Origin of the sequence: Arthrobacter sp. NicSoilC5, assembly GCF_019977395.1 — a bacterium.
Taxonomy (GTDB): Bacteria; Actinomycetota; Actinomycetes; order Actinomycetales; family Micrococcaceae; genus Arthrobacter.
This window is the reverse complement of the sequence record NZ_AP024660.1, coordinates 2,433,173-2,448,712: the sequence shown is the minus strand read 5'-3', so window position 1 is coordinate 2,448,712 and position 15,540 is coordinate 2,433,173. Positions and strand designations below refer to the sequence as shown.

General features: G+C 66.9%; 15 protein-coding genes. 4 read left to right on the top strand and 11 right to left on the bottom strand.

Annotated features, from left to right (window positions below):
- Positions 1-116: 116 nt before the first annotated feature.
- Entirely contained in the window at positions 117-398 is a 282-nt protein-coding gene (locus LDO22_RS11530; protein ID WP_224023239.1) for a hypothetical protein, read from the top strand.
- Between the two features lie 173 nt (positions 399-571).
- On the opposite strand, the gene LDO22_RS11525 is transcribed toward LDO22_RS11530, so the two are convergent.
- Positions 572-1,144 carry a GNAT family N-acetyltransferase gene (locus tag LDO22_RS11525; protein WP_224023237.1) on the bottom strand — a complete coding sequence of 191 codons (573 nt, stop codon included), beginning with the start codon at positions 1,142-1,144 and terminating at the stop codon, positions 572-574.
- Between the two features lie 9 nt (positions 1,145-1,153).
- Complete coding sequence (locus tag LDO22_RS11520; RefSeq protein WP_224023235.1) at positions 1,154-1,546, bottom strand: hypothetical protein; 393 nt, start codon at positions 1,544-1,546, stop codon at positions 1,154-1,156.
- 95 nt (positions 1,547-1,641) lie between these two features.
- Between LDO22_RS11520 and LDO22_RS11515 the strand changes: the two genes are divergently transcribed.
- Entirely contained in the window at positions 1,642-3,030 is a 1,389-nt protein-coding gene (locus LDO22_RS11515; RefSeq protein WP_224023233.1) for an MFS transporter, read from the top strand.
- 64 nt (positions 3,031-3,094) lie between these two features.
- Here LDO22_RS11515 and bcp read toward each other — a convergent pair whose 3' ends face one another.
- The 7 genes from bcp to LDO22_RS11480 all read right to left on the bottom strand — a co-directional run bounded on the left by bcp (position 3,095) and on the right by LDO22_RS11480 (position 10,590).
- A complete protein-coding gene (gene bcp, locus LDO22_RS11510; RefSeq protein ID WP_224023231.1) occupies positions 3,095-3,574 on the bottom strand; it encodes a thioredoxin-dependent thiol peroxidase in 480 nt (159 codons plus the stop codon).
- Between the two features lie 81 nt (positions 3,575-3,655).
- Complete coding sequence (locus LDO22_RS11505) at positions 3,656-4,336, bottom strand: winged helix-turn-helix domain-containing protein (protein ID WP_224023229.1); 681 nt, start codon at positions 4,334-4,336, stop codon at positions 3,656-3,658.
- Between the two features lie 9 nt (positions 4,337-4,345).
- Positions 4,346-5,689 (bottom strand): allantoinase AllB, encoded by a 1,344-nt coding sequence (gene allB / locus LDO22_RS11500; RefSeq protein ID WP_224023227.1) that lies wholly within the window; start codon positions 5,687-5,689, stop codon positions 4,346-4,348.
- The gene (locus LDO22_RS11495; protein ID WP_224023225.1) at positions 5,682-6,875 is read right to left on the bottom strand and encodes a glycerate kinase; all 1,194 of its coding nucleotides are present in this window, start codon (positions 6,873-6,875) and stop codon (positions 5,682-5,684) included. Before LDO22_RS11495 ends, allB begins: the two co-directional genes overlap by 8 nt.
- A gap of 2 nt (positions 6,876-6,877) precedes the next feature.
- Entirely contained in the window at positions 6,878-8,668 is a 1,791-nt protein-coding gene (gene gcl, locus LDO22_RS11490) for a glyoxylate carboligase (protein ID WP_224023223.1), read from the bottom strand.
- Positions 8,669-8,799: 131 nt separating this feature from the next.
- A complete protein-coding gene (locus LDO22_RS11485; RefSeq protein WP_224027226.1) occupies positions 8,800-9,729 on the bottom strand; it encodes a 2-hydroxy-3-oxopropionate reductase in 930 nt (309 codons plus the stop codon).
- Positions 9,730-9,789: 60 nt separating this feature from the next.
- Positions 9,790-10,590, bottom strand: coding sequence for a TIM barrel protein (locus tag LDO22_RS11480; RefSeq protein ID WP_224023221.1), 801 nt, complete (start codon positions 10,588-10,590; stop codon positions 9,790-9,792).
- Positions 10,591-10,783: 193 nt separating this feature from the next.
- Between LDO22_RS11480 and LDO22_RS11475 the strand changes: the two genes are divergently transcribed.
- Positions 10,784-11,656 carry a hypothetical protein gene (locus LDO22_RS11475; protein WP_224023220.1) on the top strand — a complete coding sequence of 291 codons (873 nt, stop codon included), beginning with the start codon at positions 10,784-10,786 and terminating at the stop codon, positions 11,654-11,656.
- A 142-nt stretch (positions 11,657-11,798) separates the two neighbouring features.
- Here the strand turns inward: LDO22_RS11475 and LDO22_RS11470 are convergent, their stop codons facing one another.
- A complete protein-coding gene (locus tag LDO22_RS11470) occupies positions 11,799-13,088 on the bottom strand; it encodes an MFS transporter (RefSeq protein ID WP_224023218.1) in 1,290 nt (429 codons plus the stop codon).
- Positions 13,089-13,158: 70 nt separating this feature from the next.
- On the bottom strand, positions 13,159-14,379 hold the full coding sequence (locus LDO22_RS11465; RefSeq protein ID WP_224023216.1) for a M20 family metallopeptidase: 1,221 nt from the start codon (positions 14,377-14,379) through the stop codon (positions 13,159-13,161).
- 135 nt (positions 14,380-14,514) lie between these two features.
- On the opposite strand from LDO22_RS11465, the gene LDO22_RS11460 reads away from it, so the two are divergent.
- Positions 14,515-15,537 carry an Lrp/AsnC family transcriptional regulator gene (locus tag LDO22_RS11460; RefSeq protein ID WP_224023214.1) on the top strand — a complete coding sequence of 341 codons (1,023 nt, stop codon included), beginning with the start codon at positions 14,515-14,517 and terminating at the stop codon, positions 15,535-15,537.
- Positions 15,538-15,540: the final 3 nt, after the last annotated feature.

The following is a 15,540-nucleotide window of genomic DNA, read 5'->3' as shown; positions in this document are numbered from 1 at the left end:
GCCGGGACGTTGAGGAACGCCGGTCACACTCGAAGAACGGCAACAGCTTTCCAGGCAACAGGGTACGACGACGATCCGCGCGGGGGCTGTACGGCTTGCGGAAGGCGGGGAAGCCAATGGAATACGTCAAAAAGAGCGGGATGGACAAAGCCAGGGCGCTGCTGCGCGTCCTCTTCCACTCCCGGAAAGTGCGGGCCGCCGCCCGGGAACTTGAGCATGCGCTCGCCGAATCGCGGGAAGTATCCAGTTGGCCGGGGGACCGGCTGCAGGTGGGGGAGGACATGTCCCGCCAGGTGGAAAGGCTCACGCACCGGCTCAAGCTGGAGACCGAGGCGCACCACAGGCTTGAGGCCCTTTTAAAGACTGCGGGCGGAGGGCATTCCGTCGCGGCCCTGTAGGTGCCACACTTAGCAGCAATCGATTGGCTGGGGGATAGTCAGGAGATTGCTGTGAGTTTGTTGCTGGGCTGGTCGTACCTGATGGCAGGACTCATGACCATGGACGCGCTGCTGCTTGCGTTGTGGGCCATGGAAGTCGACTGGGGGAAGTACTGGCGCCGGAAGTAGCGCCGTCATGCCAGCTCCAGGCGCATCAGCACCCGGGGAAAGCCGTTGAGCACCGAGGTTGTGTCTGCCGCCTTGGTGAAGCCGGCATCCTCGAACAGCCTGCGGGTTCCCACATAAGCCATGGTGAGGTCCACCTTGTGGCCGCCGTTGTCCACGGGATAGCCCTCCACCACGGGAGCCCCATAAGCGCGCGCCAGAGCCACTGCGCCGGCCAGCAGGTGGTGCGAGATTCCCTTGCCCCGCTGGCCGGGACGGACGCGCAAGCACCAGACAGACCAGGCGTCCCTGTCATCCACATGCGGGATTCTGCGGTTCCGGGCGAAACTGGTGTCCGCGCGCGGGTGCACCGCTGCCCACCCGACCGGTTCGCCGCCGTCGTACGCCACCACGCCTGGCGGTGGATCCTGCGCCACCAGCTGCCTGGCCAGCTCCCCGCGCTCTTCGCCCCGCAATGACACGTTCTGCTTCGAGGGAATCCGGTAGCTCAGGCACCAGCAGACGGTGGCGTCGGGCCGTTTGGGCCCCACGAGTATTTTGACGTCCTCGAAGCTGGTTGCCGGGCGCACCTCAATGGCCATGGTGCGATCCTAGTCCCCGGGAATCCGGCCGATGCTCCAGGCAGCGACCCTGCGCAGGTCAACCCGGGTGGCCTGCAGCGGAACCCTGGTTCCCCCTGAGAGAAGCACCGGCGCCAGGAAATGGAGGTACCGTGGCTGGGCTTCCGTGCCGGCCTCGCCCGCCGGGGACCCATAGGCGTCGAGAACTCCGGCGATGGCCCAGCTGCCGATCCGGACCTGGTCATTTTGCCGCTGCGTCCAGGCGTGCTCCGATACAGCCGATCCGGAGATCACGGCACCATCAACCACCACGGTGAGCTCCACAGTTGCGTCGTCGCCTGCCTCAAAGATCGAGGCCAGCAGCAGCGTCAGGCGGGGATCCGCTCCGGCTGCAGGTGTTTCCTTGTCCGTTTCGCTGTCCATGACCCTCCCTTCCCCATCCCGTGGAACTGATTGTCTCCCCATCAGCCCAGTTTCCACCCTGTTGGCTCCTGTTGCCCGTCATTACACTGGGACGCATGACCCAGCAGGAACCGGGCAGTGCTGCCGCGGATCCGGATACCGTTGCCGCCTCCCTGCGCACGCCGGCTGAGCGCTCCCGCACCTTCGCCGGAATCCTGGTCAACACGGCACTGGCCAACATCACCACCAGCTACCTGTGGTTCGCCCTGACGTTCTGGCTGTACCTGGAGACGCGCAACGTCATAGCCACCGGGGTGGTGGGCGGCGCGTACATGCTGCTGATTGCCCTGTCCAGCATCAGCTTCGGCACGTTCGTGGACCGGTACCGGAAGCTGGCCGTGATGCGGTTCGCCGCCGGACTCACCCTGGTGATGTTCGTGCTGTCAGGGGTGATGTTCCTGCTCACGCCTGCCCCATCCCTGCTGGACCTGGGGCAGCCATGGTTCTGGATTTTTACGCTGATCATCCTGGTCGGCGCCGTGGTGGAAAACCTGCGGAACATCGCCCTGTCCACCACAGTGACCATCCTCATCGAACCGGAACGGCGGGCGAATGCCAACGGGCTGGTGGGGATGGTGCAGGGCCTGATGTTCATCGTCACCTCCCTGCTGTCCGGGCTGTCCATCGGGTTGCTGGGCATGGGCTGGACCATCGCCGTCGCGCTGGTGCTTACGGCGCTGGCTGCGGCACACCTGCTGACCCTCCGGATGCCCGAGGAGATGCGTGCGGCGGCATCGGACGCCCACGGCGGATTCGACCTCCGGGGCTCGTTCACGGCAGTGCTGGCCATATCGGGGCTCTTCGCGCTGATCCTGTTTTCAACGTTCAACAACTTCATCGGCGGCGTCTACATGGCATTGATGGACCCGTACGGGCTGGAAATGTTCTCGGTGGAGATGTGGGGTGCGGTCTTCGCGGTTGGATCCACGGGATTCATCCTTGGCGGTGCCCTGATCGGCAAGTTCGGGCTCGGTGCCAACCCCTTGCGCACCCTCCTGGTCGCCGTGGCGGCCATGGGCGTACTCGGCGCGGTCTTTACGCTGCGGGAGTGGGCGTGGCTCTACATCCTGGGGATCTGGCTGTACCTGGTGCTGGTCCCGTTCGTGGAGGCGGCAGAACAAACCGTCATCCAGCGGGTGGTGCCGCTGGAACGGCAGGGGCGTGTCTTCGGGTTCGCCATGGCGTTTGAGTCCGCCGCGGCCCCCGTCACGGCGTTCCTCGTCGCGCCCATCGCCCAGTTTTGGATCATCCCGTATGCGCGGTCCGCGGAGGGCGCCGCGCTCCTGGCGCCGTTGCTGGGTGAGGGCACCTCCCGCGGCATCGCCCTGGTGTTCCTGGTGGCCGGAATCATCATGATCGCGGCCGCACTGCTGGCCTTCCTTGCCCCGGTCTACCGGCGGGTTTCCGCGTCGTATGCGCAGGTGGCGGCAGAAACTGCGCATTAAACACCGGACGCCCCGGCACCAGGTGCCGGGGCGTCCGTGGAAATGCTGCAGGAAGTGATGGGCGCTAGAGTCCCAGGGCTTCCTTGAGGCGGCCAACGTGGCCGTCGGCCTGTACCTGGTACTGGGCCAGGGTGACGTTTCCTGCAGGGTCCACCACAACCGTGGAGCGGACGATGCCTTCGTGGATTTCGCCCTGGACCAGCTTTTCGCCCCAGGCGCCGTAGGCCAGGGCAACCGCGTGGTCGGGGTCGGAGAGGAGGGGGAAGGTGAGGGAGAAGTCGCCGCTGAAGCCGGCCAGGGCTTCCTGCGCGTCGGGGGAGATGCCCACTACCTCGTAGCCCTTGCCCTGCAGGGAGGCCAGGCTGTCGCGGAAGTCGCAGGCCTCGGTGGTGCAGCCGGGGGTCGCGGCCTTCGGGTAGAAGTAGACAATGACGTTCTTGCCACGGTAATCGGCCAGAGAGGTCTCGCGGCCCTGGGCGTCCCGGAGGGTGAAATCAGGAGCCGGGGTGCCGGGCTGAAGCTTGGTGGTCAGGGTGGGGCTCATGGCGTTCCTTTGTAAGACTCGGTCAGTGATGGCCAAACATCAAGTGAAGCGGGTCACCGCTTACTGATACAAACCAGCGCGTCATATGCAGTATTCCGCCGGACCCCGAACGGCTGCGTGCGGGCCCGGCACAAACTGGTAGCCGCCGCCGCGGACAGTGGCCACGGCATGGCGGGCATTGCCCAGTTTCTTGCGGATCCTGCCCACGTAGACGTCGATGGAACGTGCGGTGGCTCCGGGAAAATCCAACGATTCCAGGAACTCCTGCAGCTCTTCGCGGCCTACCGTGCGGGACAGGTGCGTCACCAGGTAGCGCAGCACCTTGTATTCGACGCCGGTCAGCGCCACCGGCCTGCCGTCCAGCAGGACGGAGTCGGCGGCGAGGTCCACGGCGACCCTGCTGACGGGGCCGGCCGACGGCGGCAGGCGGGTGCCGCCGTCGGCCGCGGTTGCGCCGGGGTTCTCCGCCATGGAAGGAACGCGAGAGGAGTCGGCTGCGGCTCCTTCCGCATTGGCGGAGACCCCGGACGTGGGGGCTCCGGCGGCAGGCCAATGGACTTCCGCCTCCGGAGCAGTTTCGAGGGCCCTGGCAAGGACCATTTGGGCGGCGTGGCGCAGGATATCCGGGCTGGTCCCTTCGGCCGGGACCACCCAGACGGCCAGCCCGTGGGCGGTGGCGCGCCTGGGCGGAACCCGGTGCGGAACGCCGTGCGGAACCGGATGCGGGACCGCCGTCCGCGGATGGTGGGCTTCCACTGCCATGGCGGGCCCTTATACGCCGCCGCGGCGGATCAGCTTGCCCGTGGGGGTCTGGCCGTCCACCACGGCGCCGCGCAGGAAGGTCTTGCGGACCACGCCGGCGAGGGTCTTGCCGTCATAAGGCGTGATGGGGTTCTTGTGCTTGAGCTTGGACACGTCCACCACGAAGGCCTCATCAGGGGCGAAGACCGCGAAGTCGGCGTCGTAGCCCAGCGCCAGCTGTCCCTTGTTGGTGAGGCGGGCCAGGTTGGCGGGCTTCTCCGCCATCCAGGACACCACCTGTTCCAGCGGGATGCCGCGGTGCCGGGCTTCGCTCCAGATCAGGGACAGGCCCAGCTGCAGTGACGAGACGCCGCCCCAGGCCACGGCAAAGTCGCCGTTTTCCAGGTCCTTGAGGTCCAGGGTGGAGGGGGAGTGGTCCGAGACGATGCAGTCGATGGTGCCGTCCTGCAGGCCCTGCCACAGCAGTTCCCGGTTGGAGGCCTCGCGGATGGGCGGGCAGCACTTGTACGCGGTTGCGCCGTCCGGGATTTCCTCGGCCATCAGCGTCAGGTAGTGCGGGCACGTCTCCACGGTGAGCTTGACGCCGTCGCGCTTTGCCGAGGCGATCATGGGCAGCGCGTCCGACGACGAGAGGTGCAGGATGTGCGCGCGGGCACCGGTCCAGCGGGCCCGTTCGATGACCTCGGCGATGGCCTTGTTCTCGGCACCGCGGGGGCGGGAGGCGAGGAAGGTTTCGTAGTGGTCGCCGCCGGGGTGGGGTGCGCGGTCGATGGCGTGCGAGTCCTCGGCGTGGACGATCATGAGCGAGTCGAAGGACTTCAGCTCGGCCATGTCCTCTTCCATCTCATCCGCGTCCAGGTGCGGGAACTCGTCCACGCCGGAGTGCAGGAGGAAGCACTTGAAGCCGAACACGCCTTCGTCGTGCAGGGGACGCAGGTCTGCCTTGTTGCCGGGGATGGCGCCGCCCCAGAACCCGACGTCGATGAAGGCCTGGTCCTCGGCTACCTCGCGCTTGAGCTTGAGGTTCTCCACCGTGGTGGTGGGCGGGACGGAGTTCAGCGGCATGTCGATGATGGTGGTCACGCCGCCGGCCGCGGCTGCACGGGTGGCGGAGGCGAAGCCTTCCCACTCGGTGCGGCCTGGTTCGTTGACGTGGACGTGGGTGTCCACCAGGCCGGGCAGCAGGGTTTCGTCGTCGGCCAGTTCGATGACCTCGGTGCCGGCCAGGCCGTTGCCCAGCGGCTCAATGGCCACGATCTTGCCATTGCGCACGCCCACTTCACGCGGGGCGATGCCTGCGGTGGTCAGGATGCGCCGGCCCCGGATGACGAGGTCAAAACGTTCTTCAGACACGGAGGTCCTCCTTGGTACTTGCGGCGGCGGTCCTGTCGGCCGCCAACCCCGCACTGATCTGGGTGCCCAGCTGCTCCAGCAGCGGTCCTGCCTCTGCTATGCACCTGTTTACATCGGTTTCGAGCGCCGTCAAAGCGTAGACATCCTCGAACCCGGCAGCCACTGCCTGGTCCTGGTCCAGGGTGGTCCGGCCGCAGACGGCGATGACGGGGACCCCCTGCGCCGCTGCGGAGCGGGCAACGCCCATGGGTGTCTTGCCCAGCAGGCTTTGTTCGTCCAGGCTGCCTTCGCCGGTGATCACCAGGTCGGCGCCGGCCAGGCGGTCCGCCAGCCCGGTGAATTCCAGGACGACGTCGATGCCTGGCCGCCGTGTTGCGGCCAGGACGGCGATGGCGGCGTAGCCCACGCCGCCGGCTGCCCCGGCTCCGGGAGCCTCGGCAGCCTTGACGGCGCGGAATCCGATTTCCCTGGCCAGGACTTCGACAAACCTGGCCAGGGCGGCGTCGAGCATACCGACGTCTTGTGGTGTGGCGCCCTTTTGCGGACCGAACACCGCCGCGGCGCCCTGGGCGCCGAGCAGCGGGTTATCCACGTCGGATGCCAGCACGAAGCGGGTGTCCACCAGGCGGGGCTCAAAATCGGTGAAGTCGATGCTGTGCAGGTTGGCCAGCGCAGCACCGCCCGGGGGAAGTTCGTTGTTGCGGCTGTCCAGGAACCTGGCACCGAGGCCCTGCAGGAGCCCCGCACCGCCGTCGGTATTCGCGCTGCCCCCAACGCCCAGCACGATGCGGCGGCAACCCGCGTCCAGCGCGGCACGGATGAGCTGCCCCGTGCCCAGGCTGGTGGCCGTGGTGGCATGCGCCGGGCTGGGGCGGCCGCCGTCCTTTACCCGGGGGACCAGCGCCAGCCCGGAGGCTGTGGCCATTTCGATGACGGCTTCGTGGCCCCGGACGGCGAACTCGGCTTCCACCGGCTGTCCGGTTGGCCCGGCGACCGTTGCCGTGCGGCGGGTGAAGCCGGAGCCGACGGCGGCGTCGAGGGTGCCCTCGCCGCCGTCGGCCACCGGAATCTGGACGATGTCAAGGTTGCCGCCGGCCCCGCGTTGCAGGCCCTTTTCCAGGTGGCTGCACACCTCCAGGGCTGACAGGGATCCCTTGAACTTGTCCGGGGCGATCACGATGCGCATGGTTAGGCCTGCAGTGCCAGGATGGCGGTGGGAGCGTCGGCGGCGGATTCCGCCAGTTCCTCGAACTCGTTCACGGCGTTGATTTCCACGCCCATGGAGATGTTGGTGACCTTTTCCAGGATCACTTCCACCACCACGGGAACCCGGAATTCGCCCATCAGGGCCTTGGCCTTGTCGAACGCGGCGGCGAGGTCGCTGGGGTCCTCCACGCGGACGGCCTTGCAGCCCAGGCCCTCGGCCACCTTCAGGTGGTCCACGCCGTAGCCGCGGGTGTCCTCGGACAGGTGGGAGCTGTTGATGTTTTCGAACGCCAGGGACACGTTCTGTTCCATGTTGAAGCCGCGCTGGGACTGGCGGATCAGGCCCAGGTAGGAGTTGTTCACCACCACGTGGATGTACGGCAGGTTGAACTGCGCGCCCACGGCCAGTTCCTCGATCATGAACTGGAAGTCGTAGTCGCCGGAGAGGGCCACCACGGTCTGGTCCGGGTTGGAGCGGGCGACGCCGAGGGCGGCCGGGGCGGTCCAGCCCAGGGGGCCTGCCTGGCCGGCGTTGATCCACTTGCGCGGGCCGAAGACGTGCAGCATCTGCGCGCCGGCGATCTGGGACAGGCCGATGGTGGAAACGTAGGTGGTGTCGCGGCCGAAGGACTTGTTCATCTCCTCGTACACGCGCTGCGGCTTGATGGGGATGTTCTCGAAGTGCGTCTTGCGGTGCAGGGAGGCCTTCCGGTCCTGGCACTCGGCAACCCAGGCGCTGTAGTCCGGCAGGGACCCGGCCGCTGCCCGCTCCTTTGCGAGCTCAACCAGCCCTGCCAGCGCCGCGCCGGCGTCGGACGCGATGCCCAGGTCCGGTGAGAACACGCGGCCGATCTGGGTGGGCTCGATGTCGATGTGCACGAACTTGCGGCCTGCCGTGTAGGTTTCCAGGCCGCCGGTGTGGCGGTTGGCCCAGCGGTTGCCGATGCCGATCACGAAGTCGCTCCGCAGGTAGTTCTCGTTGCCGTAGCGGTGGCTGGTCTGCAGGCCCACCATGCCGGCCATGAGCTGGTGGTCATCCGGGATGGTGCCCCAGCCCATCAGGGTGGGGATGACCGGAACGTTCAGGGTTTCGGCCAGCTCCACCAGCTCCGCGGAGGCGCCGGCGTTGATGATGCCGCCGCCGGCCACGATCAGCGGGTGCTTGGCGGCGAGCAGCATGTCCAGGGCCTTTTCCAGCTGCTTGCGGGAGGCCTTGGGCTTCTCAACGGGGAGTGGCTCGTAGGTGTCGATGTCGAATTCGATTTCTGCCATCTGCACGTCGATGGGCAGGTCCAGCAGCACCGGGCCAGGGCGGCCGGAGCGCATCAGCTGGAAGGCCTTCTGGAAGCCGCCGGGAACCTGGCCCGGTTCCAGGATGGTCATGGCCATCTTGGTGACGGGCTTGGCAATGGACTCGATGTCCACGGCCTGGAAGTCCTCCTTGTGCAGCTTGGCCACGGGGGCCTGGCCGGTGATGCAGAGCATGGGGATGGAGTCTGCCCAGGCGGCGTACAGGCCGGTGATCATGTCGGTGCCGGCGGGGCCGGAGGTGCCGATGCAGATGCCGATGTTGCCGTCCTTGGCGCGGCTGAAGCCATCGGCCATGTGGCTGGCACCTTCAACGTGGCGGGCCAGGGTGTGGCGGATGCCGCCGTGGGCGCGCATTGCGGAGTAGAAGGGGTTGATGGCGGCGCCTGGCAGGCCGAACGCCTCGATGGCGCCTTCCTTTTCCAGGATGGCCACCGCTGCATCAACGGTACGCATCTTGCTCATGGGGTGCTCCTTGAAAGCTTGAAAGTCTGTTTTTGGGTGTGCTGGAGGGACCGCCGTCGTTTCGTGTACGACGGCGGGTTCCCTGCTGAGGTGCTTGTTCCGCGCTTTTGTCCCGGCTGCGCCGGGAGTGGCTACTTCCTGCCGCTGAGCTGCAGGACCTGCTTGAAGAGTCCGGAGTGGTCCAGTGCGCCGTCACCCTGGTTGACGGTGGCGGCGACGAGCTGGGCGGCGACTGCGCCGAGGGGGATGGCGACGTTCGCTTCGCGGGCGGCCGCGGTGACGATGCCCAGGTCCTTGTGGTGCAGGGCGAGCCGGAAGCCGGGGTCGAAGTTGCGGTCCAGCATCTTCTGGCCCTTCTGGTCCAGGACCTTGGAGCCGGCCAGGCCGCCGCCGAGGACCTTGAGGGCGGCGTCGGTGTCCACGCCGTAAGCCTCAAGGAAGGCGATGGCCTCGCCGAGGACTTCAATGTTGACGGCCACGATCAGCTGGTTGGCCGCTTTGACGGTCTGGCCGGAGCCGGAGGGGCCGACGTGGACGATGGTTTTGCCGACCGCGTTCAGGACGTCCTGGGCGTCGTCGAAGTCTGCCTTGTCGCCGCCCACCATGATGGACAGGACGGCGTCGATGGCGCCCTGTTCGCCGCCGGAGACAGGGGCGTCGAGGGGGCGGATGCCTGCTTCGCGGGCTTCGTCGGACAGGCGCTTGGCCATGTCCGGGCGGATGCTGGAGGCGTCGATCCACAGCGCGCCCTGCTTCGCGTTGGCGAAGACGCCGTCCTTGCCGCTGACCACGCCCTCAACGTCGGGGGAGTCCGGCACCATGGTGATGACGACGTCGGCGTCCTTGACGGCGTCCGCGATGCTCGAGGCGCCCTGGCCGCCCTCGGAGACCAGCTTGTCGATCTTGTCCTGGCTGCGGTTGAATCCGGTGACAGTGTGGCCGGCCTTGACCAGGTTGATGGCCATGGGCAGGCCCATGATTCCGAGTCCGATGACTGCAACGTTGCTCATGATGGTTCTCTTTCCTGAAAGTCTGTGTGGGGTTACCCAACTAGGTCGCAGTAGATGTCGTTTTGGGCGGTCTAAACGACATCTACTGCTACTCAGTTGGGCGGGTGGGGATTACTGGGAGATGCGCTGGCGGATGGCCCAGCTGAAGGCCGTTTCCTGCGGTTCCTTGTACTCGAGGCCGATGTAGCCCTCGTAACCGAGTTCGCGGCTGCGGGCGATCCATTCGCCGAGCGGGAGGGTGCCGGTGCCGGGGGCGCCGCGGCTGGGGTTGTCGGCGATCTGGATGTGGCCGAACTCCTTGGCATGGTTTTCGATGACTGCCTGGACGTCGTCGCCGTTGACTGCCAGGTGGTAGAAGTCGGCGAGGAGCTTGATGTTCCCGACGCCGGCTTCCTCCTTGACGCGGGCGATGACCTGGAGTGCGTCGTCGGCGGTGAGGAGCGGGTATTTGGGTGCGCCGCTTACGGGTTCGAGGAGGACGGTGCCGCCGATGCGGGCTACGCCTTCGGCCGCTGCCGCCAGGTTCTTGACGGCGAGTTCATCCTGCTCTTCGGGGGTGAATTCGTCCTGCCGGTTGCCGTAGAGGGCGTTGAAGGCCTTGCAGCCCAGGCGCCCGCCGATGCCGGCCACGACGTCGATGTTGTCCTTGAACTCGGAGCACCGTCCCTTCCAGGACACCAGGCCGCGATCACCGCCGGGCATGTTGCCGGCGTTGAAGTTCAGGCCCGTGAGCTGCACCCCGGCGTCCGTGATGGCGTTCTCGAACGCGGTGATCTCGCTGTCCGCCGGGACCGAGGTTTCGAAGGGCCACCAGAACTCAACGGCGTCGAAGCCTGCGGCCTTGGCGGCGGCGGGGCGTTCGAGCAGGGGAAGCTCCGTGAGGAGGATGGAGCAGTTCACTGTGTACGTCATCGTAGGTCCTTCCGAGGAGGGGCTTTGATCTATCTTCCCTTGCTGCCGGCATCTTCACCGTTTCCGCTTTGTGGAATTTAGATTCTGCTTTATGAAAAGTGTAGGGAAGGTGGGGTGGGGTAGTCAAGGGGAGGCGCGGGCGGGAGACTGGTAGCAGGTACGTCCGCCCGACGTGAAATGGACTGGAGCGATCATGACCGCTGCCCGCCTCCGGCTTCTGGCCTGGCTCATCGCCGTGATGGCCTTCCTTGCCGGCTGCACGCCCGGGGTGGGCGCGGGGCAAGCCGTGTCTGGATCCGCGGCCCCGTCACCTGGGGCGATCGCGACGGTGCCCACCCCGGCGTCCGGTTCGGCAAGCTCCGCGCCGGATGCGGCCGACGTCGCCCTCGCTCCGCCGCAGGCGCCGATCCCGGCCGCCACTCCCGCTCCCGCCCCCGCCAGTGCTCCCGCTCCCGCCCCGGTGCCCCAGCCGTTTGCCCTCAACCTGTACCGGGAGGGGGACTTCGTTCCGCAGTACACCTTCGACTGGTGCGTGGCCGCGAGCATCCAGATGGCGCACAACCTGATTGACGACACCGGCGGCGGCACCTGGGCTGACCGCGCGCAGCAGAACGAACTGTGGGAGACGGCCCGCGCCCACTCTTCGGACTCGTTCAACGGCGCCAATCCCTTCGGCTGGGCGCAGGTGCTGACGGAAGCGGGGATGGGGCCGTACGCCGTCGTGAGCGTTCCGGGCTATGAAGAAGCGGTGCGGACGGCGGCGCGTGCCATCACGGAGACGGGCAGGCCGGTGGGCCTGGTGATGTGGAGTGGCCGCCACGCCTGGGTGATGAGCGGATTCGAATCGGTGGGCGATCCGCGCCAGTTCCCCGATTTTTCAGTGACCGGCATCCGCGTCCTCGATCCGCTCTACCCCTACGGCAGTGGCCAGTGGGGCCCGTCGCCGGCGCCCAATGCCCTGCTGACGCCGGAGCAGTTGGCCACGCAGTTCGTAGTCCGCGAGCCGCGGCGCTGGAGCAGCGGCCTGGCCGCCGGCTACCTCCTGGTGCTTCCCACTGCCGCGTAGCCGGGCCGCATCCAACCTGCCATCCAGCCCGGCTGCCATCCACCCTGGCCGCCATCCAACCTGGCCGCCGCGAAACCCTGGAAACGCCAAACATCCCCGGCACGGAAAACCGCGCCGGGGATGTTTGCAGTAAAGCCGGGGACTAGTGGGTCAGGTCCTTGCCCTTGGTTTCAGGAATCGTGAACACGAACGCTGCGCTGACCGCCAGGAGCAGCACTGCGTAGATGTTGAACACCTGCGGCGCCCCAAGGGACGAGCCCAGCCACTGCTGCAGGTAGGGGGCGGTGCCGCCGAACACCGCCACGCAGATGGAGTAGGGCACGCCCACGCCCACCGTGCGGATGGAGGTGGGGAACAGCTCGGCGTACACGGCCGGAACAATGGCGGCGCTCGCAGCCACGAAGACCAGCATCACGGACATGCTCACGGCCAGCTGCCAGGCGGAGTCCTTCAGCAGCCAGGTCATGGGGAAGTGCAGCACCGCGGAGCCGATTGCGCCGGCCCACAGGACCTTCTTGCGGCCGATGCGGTCCGAGAGCTTTCCCCATACGGGCAGGGCGGCGATGAAGACGATGTTGGCGATCACGCCCGCCCACAGTGCCTCGCCGCGGTCGATCTTCAGCGCGGTGGTGGCGTAGCTTGGCGCCACCACGCCCCAGATGTAGTAGATCACCGTCAGGCCCACGGTCAGGCCGATGACCTGCATGGCCTGCTTGCGGTAGCGGACAATCTGCGGCCAGATGGGAGCGCGCTTGGCGGTGACGGCCTCGTCCTTGAATGCCTCGGTCTCGTGCAGGCGTGACCGCATGATCAGCGCGTACAGGCCCATGGCGGCACCGATCAGGAACGGGATCCGCCAGCCCCAGGCATTCATCGCCTCGGTGCTCAGCGCCATGTTCAGGACGGCGCCCAGCAGCGTTCCGAAGAGGATGCCCACGGTCCCTGAGGTGTAGATGAGGGTGGCCCAGAAGCCGCGGTGTTCCTTGGGGGCCATCTCGGACAGGTACGTCTGCGAGGACGGCAGCTCGCCGCCGTGTGCCAGGCCCTGCACCAGGCGGGCCACCAGCAGCATGAGCGAAGCGAAAGCACCGACGCTGGCGAACGTGGGGGCGATGCCGATCAGCAGGCTGCCCAGCGAGGCGAGGCCGACGGCGAAAGTCATCGAGGTCTTCCGGCCCACCCGGTCGCCGATCCAGCCGAAGAGGAAGCCGCCGAAGGGCCGGGCTACGAAGCCGACCGCAAAGATCGCCAGGGTGGACAGCACCGCCGACGCCGGGTCCTCCTTGCTGAACAGCTGGCTGGCGATGAAGGGAGTAAACGTGGCGTAGATGGCCCAGTCGTACCACTCAACGGCATTGCCGATGCCGGTGCCGACGATGGTCTTGGCGGTGGACATGCGTCCAGTCTGGGGCTTGGTTACTGCAACGGACATGGTCTTCTTCCTGGTCGGTTGGTCTGCGGGAAAGGGCAGCGGCGCTGCTGCCGGGGACGGGAGGGGAAACTTAGGCGGTCCGCGAGAGCGTGGCCAGCCGCGAAATGGCGAGTTCCGCGTAGAGTGCGGCGCCGTCCGCGAGCACCGCGTCATCGAACGTGGCATACGGGGAGTGGTTGAACGGCGACGCGTCGGGGTCGCCCCCGGGGGACACGGCGCTGAGGCCCACAAACGTGCCGGGTACCTCGGCCAGCACGCGGGAGAAGTCCTCCGAGCCGCTGAGCGGGGTGGCCCAGCGCGAGAGGCGGCGCTCGCCGAAAAGCTCGGTGATCACTTTTTCGGCGGTGTGTGTTTCGTCTTCGTTGGTGATGGTGAGCGGGTATTCCTGCAGGTAGTCGACGGCGACCTCCACTCCGTGTGCGGCGGCGATCCCCTTGAGCAGGCGTGGCACGGCGTCCATCATCTTCAGGCGGGATGCTTCCGAGAAGGTCCGGATGGTTGCTTCGATGCGCGCAGATTCCGGGATGATGTTCCGCTTGGTCCCCGCGTGCAGCACGCCCACGGACAGGACTACGGGATCGAACATGTTGAACTGGCGGGTGACCATGACCTGCAGGGCTGTCACCATTTCTGCTGCCACGGTGACCGGATCCTTCGCGGAATGCGGTGCCGAACCATGGCCGCCGGCGCCGAGCACCGTGACTTCCAGGCCGTCCGACGCGCTGAGCATGACGCCGGGCTTGGTGCAAAAGGTGCCGTGCGGCTCCAGCGAGGAAAACACGTGCATGCCGTACGCTGCCTGGACGCGTGGACCAGCGGCGTCCAGGACGCCCTCCCGGATCATGTAGCTGGCCCCGTCGCAGCCTTCCTCGCCAGGCTGGAACATGAGGACGACGTCGCCCTGGAGTTGGTGCCTCTTCTCGGCCAGGAGGGTGGCGGCTCCGGCGAGCATGGAGGTGTGCAGGTCGTGGCCGCAGGCGTGCATGGCGCCGTCAGCCTGGGATGTGAAGTGGACCCCGGTCTTCTCCTGGACGGGCAGCCCGTCCATGTCTGCACGGAGGAGGACCGCGGGACGCTGCCCGGCGGGATCAGAGTTGCCGCCACGCAGGACTGCGGTGACCGACGTCGTCTCCTTGCCCAGGGTGATCTCGAAGGGGAGGCCGTCCAGCGCCTCCAAAACCTTCTCCTGGGTGCGCGGAAGGTGGAGCCCGATTTCCGGCTGCCGGTGCAGGTCGTGGCGCAGGCGGACCAGGTCATCCTGCAGGTCCTTGGCGTCGGCGGTTATGGTCACGTGTTACTCCTTGGCATGGGCATCAGGGCTTGGGGACTATTCTGAAGTGGCGTGGTTCACAATCAAGGAAAGCGCTGGAATTATTCTGCAAGTGCCTGATGGCGTCAGGATTCATGCAAGGTGAAGGAGGCGTGGGTGGAGCTCAGCGAGGATGACCTTGCCCTGATCCAAGTGCTGCAGGCTGCGCCGAGGCTTGGCTGGGCTGACGCCGCCAAGGTGCTGGACGTCCATGCGACTACCCTCGCCGCCCGCTGGGACAGGCTGGCCTCGCAGGGCGCTGCGTGGACGACGGCGCACCTGGCGGGTGACCCCAAGCAGATGCTCCTGGCGTATGTGGCCGTTGACTGCGAAATGAACCGGCGGGACAGCGTCACGGCGCAGCTGGCCGCTGTGCCGGAGATCGTGACGGTGGAGGAGGCGGCCAGCAACCGGGACCTGATGCTGACTGTCATTACCCGGTCGCTGGAGGAATTCAGCGACCGGGTGGTCTCGCAGCTGAAAACCATCGACGGGCTGACCAAGTACCAGGTGGCCCTGTGCACACGGCTGCACAGCAGCGGCGACGACTGGCGGTTGAATGTCCTGAGCCGTTCGCAGCTGGCCACCCTGCGGACCCTCGCACCGCAGGCACGCCCGGAGCCGGCGCAGGTGGCCGGGCAGCTTCCGCAAAGCCACCTTGACCTGCTGCCGTTCCTGGCCCGGGATGGCCGTGCCACAGCTGCGCAGATTGCCCGCGCCCTTGGCCGCCATCCCGCCACCGTGCAGCGCCAGCTGAACCGCGTGCTGGCCAGCGGCATCCTGTCGTTCCGCTGCGAAATCGCGCAGCGCTACTCGTCGTTCCCGGTGACCTGCCAATGGTTCGTGAACGTACCGGCCGGCCAGCACGAGGCAGCCGCAGCAGAGATCCGCACCATCAGCAACGTGCGGCTGAGCGCCTCCACCACCGGACCCACCAACTTCGTGATCATCATGTGGCTGCACACGCTGGCAGACGTCATGTCCGCTGAACTGGCGCTGCAGCAGAAGGTGCCCGGCATCGACATTGTGGAGAGCGCGGTGATGCTGCGGACGGTCAAGCGGGTGGGCTGGATGCTGAAGGAAGATACGACGGCGAGTGGCGCCGTCGTCCATGCCGGAAACCTGGGCGCCGCAGACTGAAAC

What these genes read in the sequence shown, in the direction of transcription:
- LDO22_RS11530 (WP_224023239.1), top strand. Translation starts at nt 117, where the DNA reads ATGGAATACGTCAAAAAGAGCGGGATGGACAAAGCCAGGGCGCTGCTG.
- LDO22_RS11525 (WP_224023237.1), bottom strand. Translation starts at nt 1,144, where the DNA reads ATGGCCATTGAGGTGCGCCCGGCAACCAGCTTCGAGGACGTCAAAATA.
- LDO22_RS11520 (WP_224023235.1), bottom strand. Translation starts at nt 1,546, where the DNA reads ATGGACAGCGAAACGGACAAGGAAACACCTGCAGCCGGAGCGGATCCC.
- LDO22_RS11515 (WP_224023233.1), top strand. Translation starts at nt 1,642, where the DNA reads ATGACCCAGCAGGAACCGGGCAGTGCTGCCGCGGATCCGGATACCGTT.
- bcp (WP_224023231.1), bottom strand. Translation starts at nt 3,574, where the DNA reads ATGAGCCCCACCCTGACCACCAAGCTTCAGCCCGGCACCCCGGCTCCT.
- LDO22_RS11505 (WP_224023229.1), bottom strand. Translation starts at nt 4,336, where the DNA reads ATGGCAGTGGAAGCCCACCATCCGCGGACGGCGGTCCCGCATCCGGTT.
- LDO22_RS11495 (WP_224023225.1), bottom strand. Translation starts at nt 6,875, where the DNA reads ATGCGCATCGTGATCGCCCCGGACAAGTTCAAGGGATCCCTGTCAGCC.
- gcl (WP_224023223.1), bottom strand. Translation starts at nt 8,668, where the DNA reads ATGAGCAAGATGCGTACCGTTGATGCAGCGGTGGCCATCCTGGAAAAG.
- LDO22_RS11480 (WP_224023221.1), bottom strand. Translation starts at nt 10,590, where the DNA reads ATGACGTACACAGTGAACTGCTCCATCCTCCTCACGGAGCTTCCCCTG.
- LDO22_RS11475 (WP_224023220.1), top strand. Translation starts at nt 10,784, where the DNA reads ATGACCGCTGCCCGCCTCCGGCTTCTGGCCTGGCTCATCGCCGTGATG.
- LDO22_RS11470 (WP_224023218.1), bottom strand. Translation starts at nt 13,088, where the DNA reads ATGTCCGTTGCAGTAACCAAGCCCCAGACTGGACGCATGTCCACCGCC.